Raw genomic sequence first — 15,116 nt, forward strand, 5'->3', positions numbered from 1 at the left:
GATGCTCCCAAGCTTAGGAGTTAACGCCTATTTAACCTGGGAATTTTTATCTGTAAAGAGGTAATGTTTAAGCGTAGATATACTTAAATGTTTTTTACCACCAAAGGTATATGAATAAGGTCATCAGTGGGCTAGGTTCTTTTCCAAAAAGGAGAGAATGGCATCTTGTACCTTTATTCCGCAATCATGAGGCATATCCCACAGTTCCGTAACCAATTTGTCGCCTGCGGAACGGCTTTCCCATACTTTTCGCATTTCTGCAAAGGCGGCATTCACTCCTACTGGAGGAAAGAGCTTGTCATGTTCCCCGTTCAGGAAAAACATCGGTTTGGGACAGGCAATGGATGCGATATGCGGATAATCCAGATAACGGCGGATACCCGGCAGCATATTGGCAAAACCTCCCCTTTCTTTTCCATACTCCCATGAGAGCTGGCAGTCCGTAGTCACCATCCAGCAGACGGCAACTCCGGCTTTCACCTTATCAGAGAGTGCCGAAAGCATCCAGGCACGGTAAGCTCCCATCGAAAAGCCCATGCAACCGATACGTTTGGAGTCGACTTCGGGCAACGTAGCCAGAAAGTCGGTGGTATACATGTCTTCGTAGTTCATGAAAGCACTCCAACTGCGTCCCAGCATCATGAAGTTGCCTGCCACAGCCATGTGTTTGTCACCATCGACGCCTTCTTTCCGTCCGCGTTCTCCCCAGAATATAGCATCAATAGAAATAACTACATATCCATGTGCAGCCAGATAATCGCCTACATATTGCCCACCGTAGCATTGTTTAGCCCAGGCATCAGCATCAGCCAGGACTTCGGGAGATACTCCGAAGGGACGGATCATTTTCTCCTTACCAATCGTATAATGACCTCCATGGTCATGCAAAAGTACTACTGCCGGGAAGGGACCTTCACCATCGGGCACCAGCATATAGGCGTTCACACGGGAATAGCCGGTCAGATTGAAACGTAACTTCCGGGCTTTATACCCATTCCGCTGCTCTTCGGCTATGATCTCAGTCCGGTAGTCGGTAGTGCGAGGCGGAGGGGCAAGCATGGCATCCAGCACGGCATTGCGTGCCTGTTTGCGCCACTTCTTAAAATTCTTAACCGGACTATTTCCCCAAGCCATGGGGTAAGTCAACTCTGCTTTCAGCTGATCCAGGAAAACAGGCATCTCTCTTTCCAGTTCGTAACCGGACAAATGCTGAGATAGGGCGGCTACCGAAGTAGCCAACCCTAATATCATGCAAAGAATACATCTTCTTACCATATTACTTTCAATTAATTGAAAGAGTTACGAGCTACGAGCTACAAGCTACGAGTACCTTTCGGAATACTGCGCAGCCACTTGTAGCTCGTAGCTTGTAGCCCGTAGCTACTACTACTGCTGCTTAAAACCATAACCATTCGTAATTCCCGAATTCAGCAATACCTGATAGATATTCGGCAATAAATGGATGGGCGGATTCTTTGCCGCATAATCGGCATCCGTATAACCGGCGAAGAGTTTCTTCGCATAAGAATCCTCATATTTCAACATATCGATAGCCCAGGGAGTCTGTACATATCCATCAGCTTCCAAAGCCAACGCTTCGGCAGAACCCGGTTCGATATACTTAAACAAACCTTTGATTGCAACGTTCGTCATCGTCACGCCTGCATAAGCTGGAACCAGACTTCCCCAATCATCATGCTGTCCGCGCCATCCCGGAAACAATACCGGATCATCTTGCTTGTCAGCCGGAGTTTGTGATGTCAGTCTATATCCATACTTGGATTTAGCATCGACCATCTTCGTCCAGATATAGGCAGGTATCTGATTGCCATTCTTAAACGTGTAGTAACCATCCTGACGTATGCCCTCAATGATAGCAGACATCACCTTTCTGTTTTCAACGGCAACCTCCGGAAGAATACCAGTGCGGATGATGTCAAAACGACGCACACCTTCGCCACTGAATTCCAGGGCACGTTCTTTAAGCACCGCATTATACACAGAGCCGCAGTCCGAGATATACTTTTCGAAGTTCGGGTCGTTGTTACCGGGGAATGCCCGGTTGTGAACAATGGCAAGGTACGTCTTGGCACTGCCTTCATCGCCCAATGCCGCACACACTTCAGCCAACATCAGATAAGCATCGGAGATACGCATATAGGAGAAGTTGATGCCGGAATTACCGTATGTTTTTGTATCAGGAGCAGTCATCCGGTTCCAGTCCCACTTATTGGTACCCGGGCCACATCCTTTACCCCATGCACTGCGGTCGAATGACTGCATCAGCTCCTGACCACCACCTGTGCTGCCCGTTACGGCCACAGAAGCGTCACGACGCAGGTCGTTATTATCGAACCAACCGTAGTAGAAATGTGCCTGGATACGATCCTGTCCACATGCCACGCAAGGCGCCTGTCCGTCACCACCCGATGAGGGGCGACCGATATAAGCCGGACGGGAAGACCCGCCATTGTATTCGTGAGGGAGTTCGTAGATAGATTCATCAGCCAATGTTATATTATCGGCAGCATGCATTTGCTGGAACATATACTGGTAAGGATTATTATACTCCTGTCCGTTCTTACCTGTAGAACGGGGGTCCGTTGTGCGCAATACCACCGAACCGGGATTCATATAGATCGCCTGAAGATATTCTTTGGCTATGGCATACAAATCCTTCCAATCGCTGCGGCGTCCGTAAACGGCACCGTTCTTTTCCACACTCCAATCGTCGAAGGTAAGCACCTTTCCGTTACCATCCACATAGAAGTCTGCACCCAGGTCGGTACGGCGGGTTGCATAACCACCATTATACATACAAAGACGTCCTATAAGTCCCTGAACATACGTACGATTCATGACATCCGCCCGCGTACTACCTTCACCCGGACGATACATATGAGGCTCTACCTCCCTGAGTTTCCGGATATGATAGTCATAAATGGCATAACGGGAAGTCAATCCTTTTGCCTGTTCACCGGCATTCAGTGCATGGGGCACATCGCCATACCAGCGACACAACTCCCAGTAGCACGTAGCACGCAGAGCCACAGCCTGCCCATAGATATCCGAAAGGTTATTAGGTTCTCCGGTCATGATCGACTGGAAGTTATCAAGCGCCTCAAAACTGGATATCAGGGAATTGGCCACGGATATCGTTTCGTAAAGCTTGGTAAACACTTCCGTTCCTTCACCGGAGTTAATGTTATAGTTGCCCGTACCACCCGGATAATACCATTTTTCACAGATTCCGGCGCTACCTTCATCGTAGATGTCCTGAGAGTCTTCAATGTCCGATCCCCAAACCGGATGCCAGAAGAATCCGACATTATGTACACTCCGGTTTGCACGGAGGGTTTCATAACCATAATACAATGCACCACGTGCAGACTCTTCATTTGAGAAGACAAAATCACGGTCTACTACACTCGGAGAGGAAGTGTCGAGAAAGTCCTGGCAACCGGTCATCGCACATGCGAAAGCTGCCGCGAGAGTTATATTCAATATCTTTTTCATATCTGTTTCTCTGTTATTTTACAATTACTATTTAGAAAGTTATGTTAGCGCCGAAAGTGAATGTACGCGCACGCGGATAAGTTCCGAAGTCCATGTTGAGCGTCGGGAAAATTCTCAGGTTACTGTAGAATCCGCTTTGTCCTGTAGGGTTGGCATTCACTTCAGGATCTATGCCCGAATAACCGGTAATGGTGAAGAGATTGGTTGCGGTGAGGTACAGGCGTATCTTATCTACATGCACTTTAGCCAACCAGTTCTTGGGCAAGGTATATCCGAGCGTCAGCGTCTGCAAACGGAGGTATGAACCATTCTCCAACCATTCTGATGAAGTAATGCCGCTCTGATGGTAGGGTAAATGATATTTGGCATTCGCATTCAATGCTCTCAACTCATCGGGATTGGTAACGGCATACAAGTCACCCGCAGCATTCACATTATAAACCTTGAAAGCATCGGCCACCCAGGATGCACGTTGCGCACCGATTCCGTCAAATTCCTGACCGGACGCATTGATCATAGCAGCCACGTTATATACCTTACCGCCTGCCGTCCAGTTGAAGTTAGTAGAAAGATCGAAGTTCTTATAGTTGAAATTCAGTTGGAAACTTCCCGTATGGCGAGGCATCACTTCGCCCAGGCAAGTAGCATCATCCAAGTCTACCGTACCGCTTTCATCCACATCACGGAATTTGGCGGCTCCGGGGAATGCAGTCTGTCCGGCAGGCAGATCGTAAGGGTGCATGTATGTAGCGGTCAAGGCTTTCGTAATATCGGGCACGCCTTCTTTCAGAACATACTGGCCGTTGGTGTAATTGAAATCATCCACGGTATAATATCCTTCGCTGATAAAGCCACGTACCAGACCGATAGCTTTTCCTTCTACAAACATATAATCGTTGGTAGGAACCAGAGAGGAAGAACCCCAGTATGAAGAGTAGAGATACTGGTCGGCGTTAGGCAGTTCGTCCAGTTTATTGCGGTTGTAGTTATAGATGGCGCCTACGTTGAAACGGAAATCACCTTTGTTTATCACATCTACATTCACCGAAAGCTCAACACCCCGATTGGAGGTTTTACCGAAGTTCTGGAACTGATAAGAGTATCCGGTAGTGTTATCCACAGGTACAGCCATCAACAAGTCTTTTGTAGTATTCCAGTATACTTCCAGACTACCGTTAACACGGTTGTTCAGGAATCCGAAGTCAATACCGAAGTTGCGCGAAATAGTAGTTTCCCATTTCAGCTTAGAGTTAGCCAGCAAACCGTCCGGACGATAGAATGAACCGAGTTCACCGTTGATAGGGGTATGATTGCTGCCCGAACCAAGGCTCGACCAGGTTTCACGCCACAGATTGGAACTAATATTGTCACTACCCGAAGTACCATAGGACAAACGAAGCTTCAGATTGGAAAGCCAATCTTTTGTGCCGTTCATGAAAGGTTCTTCCGAAAGGCGCCATGCGAAAGCACCTGCGGGAAAGTATCCCCAACGATTATCCGGCGCAAACTTAGAAGAGCCATCGGCACGGAACGTACCGGTGAACAGATAACGGTCCATGGAAGTATAGCTCAAACGTCCGAAAAAAGACACTGTACGGGCTGGCACACTATAAGAATTGGTGGCAGAGAAAGAGGTGGTTGCCGTATGGATCAATCCCATCGTGGTGTCATAATCGAATGTAGAGGGATAACCGCGGCCCGTGATTTGCGACGACTCGGAATCCGACTTCAGGATTTCATTACCCAGCAAGGCCGAGAATACGTTGTTCTTGCCGATATTGAAGTTATAATTCAAAGTGCTCACCGAACGCAATCCATCTCCCATGCCCCGGTTAAGGGTGGCACGTTTATCTCCGTTTGTATATCCGTTCTCATAATAAGTACTCTTCGAAGAATTGCGGGTAAGTGACAGTTCACTGCGAGCCACAAGCCCCTTGATTATCTCCCATGACAAAGCTGCCGATCCTCTCAATGAACGGGAATAGGATTTATTCGTGATATCATCGATCAGTTCTACCGGATTGTGCTTGTCATCGATATTAGCCACACCGAAACTGAAGCCTGATGCAACTTCCGAATAAGAGACGCCACCCAACGGATTGTCAATGGGACGATAGCGATAAGCTCCCGACACATTAGAACCTTTACCGTTCGTTACATTCTCACGTCCATTCAGATTTGACTCCGTATAACGGAAATCAACATCCAGGTCCAGTGTTTTGGCAAGCTTCTGCCGAATCTTGAAAGAAGCATTCAGACGGTTGTAGTCTGAATTGATCTTGATTCCTTCATCGTTAACATAGCCGAGTGTAAATATCACTTTCGTTTTATCTGTACCGCCCGAAACATTCACACTGTGGTTATGAGACAGTGCGGTACGCAGTACATCATCCGTATAGTCATGGGCTTTCACATTGGCATAGTCGGCATAGTGGTTACCATACTTACTTCCCAGACCGAAGTATTTCTCAACAGCATCCTGGTTAGCGGTTCCTCTGGATGCGGCATAGCTCCAGTTATGAAGAATATATTCCTGAGCCGAAAGCGTTTCAAGCGTCTTCGATACATTTTTGACCTGTACATAACCATCATAGCTTACCTTAATCTGACCTTCCTTGGCGCTCTTAGTGGTAACCAGGATTACACCGTTTGCACCGCGTGCACCATAAATAGCCGTAGATGACGCATCTTTCAACACATCGATAGATTCTATTTCCGAAGCCGGTATATCGCCAATATTGCTTACCGGAAATCCATCGACTACATAGAGCGGATCATTGGACTGGGTTATGGACCCTCCTCCGCGGACACGTACCGAGATTGTAGCTCCCGGACGACCGTCCTGCGACACTACGTTCACTCCCGGCAGACGTCCCTGCAATGCCTGTGCAACGTTGGATACAGGATTGGCAGCAACCTCATCTCCTTTTACCGAAGCTATGGCTCCCGTCAGGTCACGACGTTTCACCGTACCGTAACCGATAACAACCACTTCATCCAGCATTTCCGTATCTTCAAGCAACTGAATATTGAAAAGACTCTTACCCGCAACCGCTATATCCTGATCTACATAGCCTATATAAGAGATGTGTAATATCCCATTAGCAGCCACAGTCATAGAAAAGTTACCGTCCATATCGGAAACGACACCGTTTGAAGTTCCCTTCTCTAGGATGGTAGCACCAATAATAGATTCACCGGCTGCGTCTCTGACCGAACCGGAAATCTTAATTGTCTTCTTGTCATTGAAAGCTTGCTGCACACCGGCTACTGAAATATGATCCACTGTCAAGGGAGCAGCCTGAGAAAAAGTTCCCAAATTGAGGTAGGATAAAACCCCGAGCATTAACACGACCTTTTTCCTGTAATTCATAAGTAAATGATTTATTGATTAAACAAATTCTGAGTTCACTACAAAGCATTCATGTCTGCCTTGCACTTGCAAAGTAGCGGATAATCTATCTCTCTCAGGTGAAAAATATGCTTGAATCGGTGGAAAAATCGCTCTATACCACTCAAAACACAGCTGACAAAGGGAGAGGGGGATTTTCTCACGGTAAAGTCACAAAAAATCCCCCCGGATTAACTCTCTTCATTGAAGAGAAATCCGGGGGGACGAGGAATAAGATAGATTTTACTTATTTCAGATGCTTCAATATCCACTGCAACTGCCCGTATTCCGTATCATTGGAAGTCCAGTGCTCATTAATCGGGGTAATCAATGCTTCCTTCGGACAATCCAGCGTATTATAAACGGCATAGCTGGTGGTTGGCGGACACACATCGTCATTGTATCCCCAGGTAATATAGGTAGGAACCTTTATCAGACGGGCGAAGTTCACTACATCATAATATGCCATCGTTTTCAACTTCTCCGGTGTATCCATCCCTTCGGTACGGAAAAAGTGGGGATATCCTCCGGCACGCCCCGCTTTATACCCTGCCATATCACTCAAAGCGGGGTGATTGGCTACACAAGCTGTTACACGAGGATCCAAACCGGTCGTAATCAAAGCTAAAGCTCCTCCCTGGCTACCGCCCTGGACAATTACATTCTTACCATCCCATTCGGGCAAGGAAGTCAGGAGGTCGATGCTACGCACACAAGCCAAATACACTCGTTTCATATAATAGTTGTCACGGTTATCAAGTCCATTATTCAGATAGCCATTCTCTCTACCGTTAAAAGCGTTGCTGATTTCCTTGAATGCCTCCTCTGTCAAGGTAGGATTCAATCCGTGTATCTCAATCTCAAAACGGATACAGCCTTGTTCTGCATAATATTTGTGACGTAAAGGCTCCTTGATTGTTTTAATTCCGGCACCCGGAGGGCAAAGAACTACCGGACAAGAGCCTTTTGTTGCATTCTTCGGATAGAACAAGTAGCCGTAAATACTCTGTCCGCGACTGTTCAACATCAGCTTAATAAGATAGCAATCCACCTTGTCGGTGCAATATTCCTTTGCCAATTCCTTCGTATAAGTCAACGGATATTTGGCGGATTCCGCTTTATTGTTTTCCCAGAACTCTTTAAAGTCCTTCGGCATCTGCGTATAAGGCTTAATCTTCTCCGGTGAGAAACCCAGCTTTACATGATGCTTATAACTTTTTCCATCCACAGTGGCTGTCAAGCGGCAGTCACGGAAACCGGGTTCTTTCATAGTTCCCACAGGAATAACCGCTTTTCCCTGCTTCAACGTAACCGAACCGGAAGTTTCTGCCGGCATCATATCTCCGCCTATTTCATAAGATACAGTTACTCCATCCTGCGGAATACCATATTTATAGAACTGAACTTCAACCGTAGCCTTTTCTCCGGTCTTATAAATCCAGTCAGCATGATTGGGTACAGTCACCCAAAGGACATCGCTCCGGTACGGATAATTCTCCGCAGATGCAAACGATAGCGGCAGTATCAGGGCGAGCAGTAATACAAATAAATTCTTTTTCATCATTGTGTTCTAATAGTTATAAGTTTATTTATCAAATCCAAATATCAGCTTCACATCAAATCCGTATCAACAATGCATCAAGCCCGTATCATCTCCGTATCAAGTCCGTGTCTATAATTACAGAGACGATACGGACTTGACACGGACTTGGTACGGAGAACATACGGAGATACTACGGAGATAGCACGGAGATAGTACAGAGATGACTGGTGTCAATCAGCGCTTTATGCTTAGCAGTTCATCCCCATTTTTCACCGGATTCCATCCGTCATCTCCGGCAAGTACGGTTTCCATCTCATACTCTTTGAGATTCTTCAATTGATGGGAATAAGGAACACGCGCTTTGGGGTTGGCACCCTCACCCGTGCTTTCATATTCTGCATAGAAAACGGTCTTTTCCGCTTCTTTATTTCCCCAGTTATTCCATCCGGCAGGAGAGATGTGTTTACCCAGATTGCAACGGATAAACACAGCCTGTGCATACGGACGCCAGGGACGTGAAAGAGATACATCCCGTACACCGTCATCCGCAGTCAGACGACAATCATAAAATACGTAGCCATATTTCTGTCCCTGATCCGTAGAAGGTGCAGTGACATAACCACCTCTTTTACTATGGATATGGCAACGATTAAAGACAGCCGTAGACCAGCCGAATATGAAGTCGACCGTACCTTCTACGTAGCAATCTTCATAGTACTGACGGCAATTTTTCCCATACGTATAAAGCGTATCCTGAGAGCCAAGGAAACGGCAATTCTTAAAATAAGCACGATCGGCACTTACGAAGCAGGCTACCGCCTGTCCTACCGGACCGGAAGAGTTCTCAAACGTAATATTCTCAGCATAAAAATCAGGAGCATAAATATAGCAGGAAGACGAACCGGAGGTTCCCTTTTCTTCGCCAAAGCAGTTTTTCTTCTGCGCATAATCATCATACGAAAGCACTGCCCCGTCCTGACCTATCAGGGAAATATTGATCTTACTTTCCGGTATCACAATCTTCTCTTTATACACACCTTTACGCACCAGTATCGTAGTACGGATATTCTTGCGGAAATCAGGAACAGCATCAATAGCCTCCTGCACGGTAAGGAAATCTCCGCTACCATCCTGCGCCACTACAAAATCATAGTGCCGAACATACTTAGCCAGTTCCGGCACTTCCTTAGCAATGGCATCCATAGCCAAACCGGCCACAACACGCCCGCCATAAACATTCAGATGAGTGTTATCTTCACGCCCCTTCGGCAACGCGGCGACCTGATTGGCAGGTACCCACATAAATAATTTCCGGGAGTCTACCGGCCCCATGCCCTCTACAAGGTCATGCGTAATCTTATTCATATCCACAAAAGCCACACCCAATTCTTTCGCTACATTCCGCGGAGAATCCAGATAAGCACCGTGTGTATCAATTAGCTTGCCACCTTCAGTAGCAGCAGGCTGCTCCGAAGCCTCCCGCTTTGCATCCGGGTTCACTCCTTTCTGTATATCATCCTGACTGATAGCCTGAGCCACTGCATTCCCATTTGCCGTACCGAAGTTACGGCGTACAATGGAGTTAAACAAAACGGGAATACCGCCTTTGGCACGGGTTTCGTTTACAAAACGTTTCAGGTTCTCATCAAAAGTACTTCCCGGAGCCGTATACCGTTTCGGATCGGACTTCTCATCGTTATGTCCGAACTGAATAAATACATAGTCCCCTTTCTTCACCTGTGAGATTACCTTTTCCCACCGTCCCTCGTCAATAAAACTCTTGGAACTACGTCCATTCACAGCATGATTGTCTACACGGATTTCCTCGGAAAGATAGCCGGGCAACATCTGTCCCCAGCCGCGTTCGGGGTTTCCACCTGTCAACGGCTTATTCGCCATAGTGGAGTCTCCAATCATGAAAATCGTAATCAAAGGCTTGTCAGCCTTGAAAGCCGAGAGCAGGAAAAACAACCCCAGCAATAATGTCAACTTGTGTTTCATAATTCATCAAATATAAATAGTATTATTATTTTCCGGTGCAATATTACCCAAAAACAAAGGATCCGAAGTGTAAAAAAAGTCGCAATCAGTAGAAAAATTAATATTAATCGTATATTTGCCGGCAAAACAACTAATCTGGCAACAAAATGAAAAAGACAAGAAGTAACACTTTCATTCTTGAAAAAGAAATCGCATGGGAACCGGCAGGCGAAGGAGTAGTACGCCAAATAATGGGCTACGACGGGCAAGTGATGCTGGTTAAAGTAAAATTCGAGCAAGGTGCCATCGGTACACCACACACCCACTACCATACACAAACCACCTATGTGGCAAGCGGTAAATTTGAGTTTACCGTGAACGGTGAAAAACAAATTGTAGAAACCGGAGACGGCGTCTACATTGAACCGGATGCGGAACACGGGTGCGTATGCCTGGAAGCTGGTATCCTGATAGATTGTTTCAGCCCCATGAGAGCGGATTTTCTGAAGCGCTAATACCTTGTCTGCAAGGAGTTAACTTCTTGCTAACAAAAAGTTAACTTCCTGTCGACAAGGAGTTAACTCCTTGTAAGCAGGAAGTTGGCTCTTTGTAGACAGGAAGCTAAGTTATTAATTTTCAGGTTTCCAGTCGCTACACATCCGATAGATGTAATTCAGGTCATCGTATTGGGCAGCTTCTTTCTTGGTCAGCTGCTTCGCCCATTTTACCCGACCGGCTGCCGCAGCACCTTCTCCCATACTATTATATTCAGCATAGCGGGCTGTCTTCTCGTTTTCCGCTTTTCCCCAATTATGCCATCCTTCGGGACGGATATGTTTACCCATCTCACAATTGATGAATACGGTAGCGGCATACGGACGCCAGGGACGCCCCAGATAAACCTTATCCACACCCGGATTGGCCGTCAGTTTGCAATTCTTAAAGACATAACCCACCGCAATGTCTTCGGGCGTAGAAGCTGCCGTCACGTATGAATTTGTTTTGCTACGGATTTCGCAGTTCTCAAACAAAGCGGTAGAAGGACCGAAAATAAAATCGGTGGTTCCTTCAATATAGCAATCTACGAAATAAAGGCGTGTACCTGCGGCACCTGTATAAATGGTATCCTGATTTCCCAGTAAACGACAGTTGATAAATACCAGTTTATCCCCTTCCGTGTGAAGGGCAACCGCTTGTCCCAGTCTGGCAGCATTGTTTTCTATGGTCAGGTTTTTGAAGGTAATATTGTTTCCCTGCACTTTTACAGTATAGGTACGGAAAGTACCCATCTTATTAATGTTGGCATGGTCATCATACGTAATAATCGTATTCTCCACACTTTCACCGATGAAATCTACATTCTGCACCCAAGAAGGAATTATCGCTTTCTCCTTATACGTTCCATTCTTTATCAGCACTGTAACCTTGTAATCCATAAAAGCACGAATGCCTTCCATAGCTTCCGTCAACGTGCGATAGTCTCCCGAACCATCACGGGCAACCACAATTGTATCTTTATATTGGGACTGTGCCGATAACGGCATGATCCCCACCAGGAGAAGAAGTATGCCGCATAAATAATAAGTTAGCCGTTTCATTGTCTTATTTCTGATTTACGATTTCCTTTACTTGTTGCAGACGCTCCCACTCCAGACTTGCCATGATAAACGGACCTACTGCCTTGGGATCGTTGCTGCGGATTGTCTCATTTATATAATAGGTGTAATCTCCCATACGGTAGTTTTTGCCACCCAGACCTGCAACCGCACAGGCTCTGGTAATAGTCACCACACCGTCTTTATCTACTTCTATGAAGTTATCAAGAATACCTTGGTATCCCTTGAGAGCCACTTTCAGATACGATTTATCAATATATCCTTTACGAACAGCTTTGAACAGGGCATAAACAAACATAGTAGAACAGGAAGACTCTACATAGTTTCCTTTCTCACCGCTCTTATCCAGCACCTGATACCATAACCCAGTCTTCGGATCTTGTATACGTTTCACCTGTGCGGCAATATTATTAAGGATAACGAGCATGGAATCACGTCCCGCCTCATGTTCGGGAATAAAGTCCAGCGCATCAACAAATGCCATTGCATACCATCCCATAGCACGTCCCCAGCTATGTTGTGACTGTCCGGTAACGGAATCTGCCCAACGTTCCTTACGACTTACATCACAGGCATGGCGATAAAGTCCGTTCTTCGGATCATACGTATGGCGTGCCACTGTAATAAACTGGTTCACAATATCTTTATAATCCTGCACACGATTATTGCGGAAAGCATATTCAGCATAGAAAGGTGCTCCCATATAAAGACCATCCAACCACATCTGGTTCGGATATACTTTCTTATGCCAGAAACCGCCGTCCTCATTACGCGGATGGGTGTCAAGCTGACTACGCAATAAGTCGATAGCTTTCTTATATTTTTCATCTTTCGTCTGTTCGTAGATACGGAACAGGAATTTACCTGAATTCAAGCGGTCGATATTATATTCATGCAGTTTATAGGTCTCGATACTTCCGTCCTTGTGTATCATAGTGTCCGCATAAGCCAGCGCATAGTCAAACATCTTCTGATCTCCATACGTATCATACACATCCAGCATGGCTTGCAACTCCAGCCCATGACAATAATCCCATTTCAGTTTTGGCTGGAAATCCAGTTGCCAGGATTCCGGGCAGCGAATCATCTCCGACTCTACCATACGTACCGACCACGGTTGCTTATCACTTACTTTCTGAGCGGACAACTGAGTGGAGCAAATCAGCGCTCCCATCACAAAAGTTTTACAAAGCAGATTGTTCATCATTCTGTTCTTGTTTTTAGGTATATAGATTATATTAAGTAATGTGACAAAGATAGCGGTTCTCACCTAAAACGTTGTGTACTTTTCGACTGAAAAGGTGCATTATTTATTTTCGCCTTCTATAAATTTAGTATTTCGTGTGCGAGAACGAGTGTTTTCGTGCACGATAACGAGTTTTTTTGCCATTTATTTGCACTTGGAACAAAAATTGCAGGAAATTAGACGAAAAAAGTATTGATATACATCAAATAATGTGTATTTTTGGCCCCAGAAATAAGAATTAATAATTTTAAATCAACGTATCATGAGTTTAAATCAAAATGCAATGGGAAAGATGACCAACTACAGGTGGACCATCTGTGCCATGTTATTTTTTGCGACAACAGTAAACTACCTTGACCGCCAGGTGCTGTCATTGACGTGGAAAGACTTTATCGCTCCCGAGTTCCATTGGACCGACAACGATTACGGTACCATTACCTCTATCTTCTCTCTTATTTACGCTTTCAGTATGCTATTTGCCGGTCGCTTCATTGACTGGATGGGAACTAAAAAAGGTTACTTGTGGGCTATCGGTGTATGGTCATTTGGTGCATGTCTTCATGCAGTTTGCGGTTATGCTACCGAATTGTGGGTAGGATTGGAAAGTTCGGATGCCCTGATTGCTGTAGAAACCGGTTCTGCAATGGCACTCACCATTGCAACAGTCAGCGTTTATTTCTTTATTGCTGCCCGTTTCGTTTTGGCACTCGGTGAGGCTGGCAATTTCCCGGCGGCCATCAAAGTTACCGCCGAATATTTTCCAAAGAAAGACCGTGCATACGCAACCAGTATTTTTAATGCCGGTGCTACGGTAGGTGCACTTGCAGCACCTGTCACGATTCCTCTATTAGCCAAATACTTTAAAGAAATAGGTATAGGAAACGGCTGGGAAATGGCTTTCATCGTGATCGGTGTCCTCGGTTTCATCTGGATGGGTATGTGGGTGTTCATGTATACAGAACCCGCCAAGAGCAAACATGTGAATAAGGCTGAGTTGGAATACATTGAACAAGATAAGCACGAAGAAGGTGTTGCCCCTGTAGAAGCAGGAAAAGAAGAAAAGAAAATGAGCTTCCTGCAATCTTTCTGTTACAAGCAAACCTGGGCTTTCGCATTTGGTAAGTTCATGACCGACGGTGTCTGGTGGTTCTTCCTTTTCTGGACTCCTGCATATATCAGCGACGTTTACGGTTTCTCATCAGATAGTTCTACGGCCATGCTGCTGATTTTTGTTCTTTACGCTATTACAATGTTATCTATTTATGGTGGTAAATTGCCGACCATCATTATGAATAAAACAGGCATGAATCCCTATGCAGCACGCATGCGGGCTATGCTGATTTTCGCATTCTTCCCCCTGTTGGCACTGTTCGCACAGCCATTGGGTTCTTACTCTTATTGGTTCCCAGTTATCATTATCGGTATCGCTGGTGCAGCTCACCAATCTTGGTCAGCCAACATCTTCTCAACCGTAAGTGATATGTTCCCTAAAACTGCTATTGCGACTGTAACAGGTATTGGTGGTATGGCTGGTGGTATTGGTTCATTCCTTATTAATAAAGGATCCGGTATGTTATTTACCTACGCCGCCGGAACTACAATGGCAGACGGAACGGAAGTGGAAATGACAAAAGACTTGCTGAAACATGGTGCGCAATATGTACGTCCCGCCATGGAATTTATGGGCTTCTCCGGTAAACCTGCAGGATACTTCATCATCTTCTGCATCTGTGCAGTGGCTTACCTGATTGGTTGGGTTGTAATGAAGGCATTGGTTCCGAAATACAAACCTATTGTATTGGAATAATACTGGAATAGTATATA

Annotated in this window: 9 protein-coding genes; 2 read left to right on the top strand and 7 right to left on the bottom strand. The window is 45.8% G+C overall.

The window, feature by feature from the left end:
* Window positions 1–123 precede the first annotated feature (123 nt).
* From BN161_RS01200 to BN161_RS01220, 5 genes are all read right to left on the bottom strand, one after another.
* The gene (locus BN161_RS01200) at window positions 124–1,275 is read right to left on the bottom strand and encodes a dienelactone hydrolase family protein (RefSeq protein WP_044262303.1); all 1,152 of its coding nucleotides are present in this window, start codon (window positions 1,273–1,275) and stop codon (window positions 124–126) included.
* A 111-nt stretch (window positions 1,276–1,386) separates the two neighbouring features.
* Window positions 1,387–3,516, bottom strand: coding sequence for a RagB/SusD family nutrient uptake outer membrane protein (locus tag BN161_RS01205; RefSeq protein WP_044262304.1), 2,130 nt, complete (start codon window positions 3,514–3,516; stop codon window positions 1,387–1,389).
* 31 nt (window positions 3,517–3,547) lie between these two features.
* The gene (locus tag BN161_RS01210) at window positions 3,548–6,889 is read right to left on the bottom strand and encodes a SusC/RagA family TonB-linked outer membrane protein (protein ID WP_044262305.1); all 3,342 of its coding nucleotides are present in this window, start codon (window positions 6,887–6,889) and stop codon (window positions 3,548–3,550) included.
* A gap of 265 nt (window positions 6,890–7,154) precedes the next feature.
* Window positions 7,155–8,471: an acetylxylan esterase gene (locus tag BN161_RS01215; protein WP_044262306.1), complete on the bottom strand. Its 1,317-nt coding sequence runs from the start codon at window positions 8,469–8,471 to the stop codon at window positions 7,155–7,157.
* A 213-nt stretch (window positions 8,472–8,684) separates the two neighbouring features.
* Complete coding sequence (locus tag BN161_RS01220) at window positions 8,685–10,451, bottom strand: pectinesterase family protein (RefSeq protein ID WP_044262308.1); 1,767 nt, start codon at window positions 10,449–10,451, stop codon at window positions 8,685–8,687.
* Between the two features lie 146 nt (window positions 10,452–10,597).
* Here BN161_RS01220 and BN161_RS01225 point away from each other — a divergent pair, with 146 nt between their 5' ends.
* A complete protein-coding gene (locus BN161_RS01225) occupies window positions 10,598–10,945 on the top strand; it encodes a cupin domain-containing protein (protein WP_007212477.1) in 348 nt (115 codons plus the stop codon).
* Between the two features lie 114 nt (window positions 10,946–11,059).
* Here BN161_RS01225 and BN161_RS01230 read toward each other — a convergent pair whose 3' ends face one another.
* Both BN161_RS01230 and BN161_RS01235 read right to left on the bottom strand, forming a co-directional pair.
* The gene (locus BN161_RS01230) at window positions 11,060–12,028 is read right to left on the bottom strand and encodes a pectinesterase family protein (RefSeq protein ID WP_044262309.1); all 969 of its coding nucleotides are present in this window, start codon (window positions 12,026–12,028) and stop codon (window positions 11,060–11,062) included.
* A gap of 4 nt (window positions 12,029–12,032) precedes the next feature.
* Entirely contained in the window at window positions 12,033–13,253 is a 1,221-nt protein-coding gene (locus tag BN161_RS01235) for a glycoside hydrolase family 88/105 protein (RefSeq protein WP_044262310.1), read from the bottom strand.
* A gap of 301 nt (window positions 13,254–13,554) precedes the next feature.
* Between BN161_RS01235 and BN161_RS01240 the strand changes: the two genes are divergently transcribed.
* Complete coding sequence (locus tag BN161_RS01240; protein ID WP_044262311.1) at window positions 13,555–15,099, top strand: MFS transporter; 1,545 nt, start codon at window positions 13,555–13,557, stop codon at window positions 15,097–15,099.
* The last annotated feature ends 17 nt before the right edge of the window (window positions 15,100–15,116 follow it).

The sequence above is a fragment of the Bacteroides timonensis genome, from assembly GCF_000513195.1.
GTDB classification, from domain to species: Bacteria; Bacteroidota; Bacteroidia; order Bacteroidales; family Bacteroidaceae; genus Bacteroides; species Bacteroides timonensis.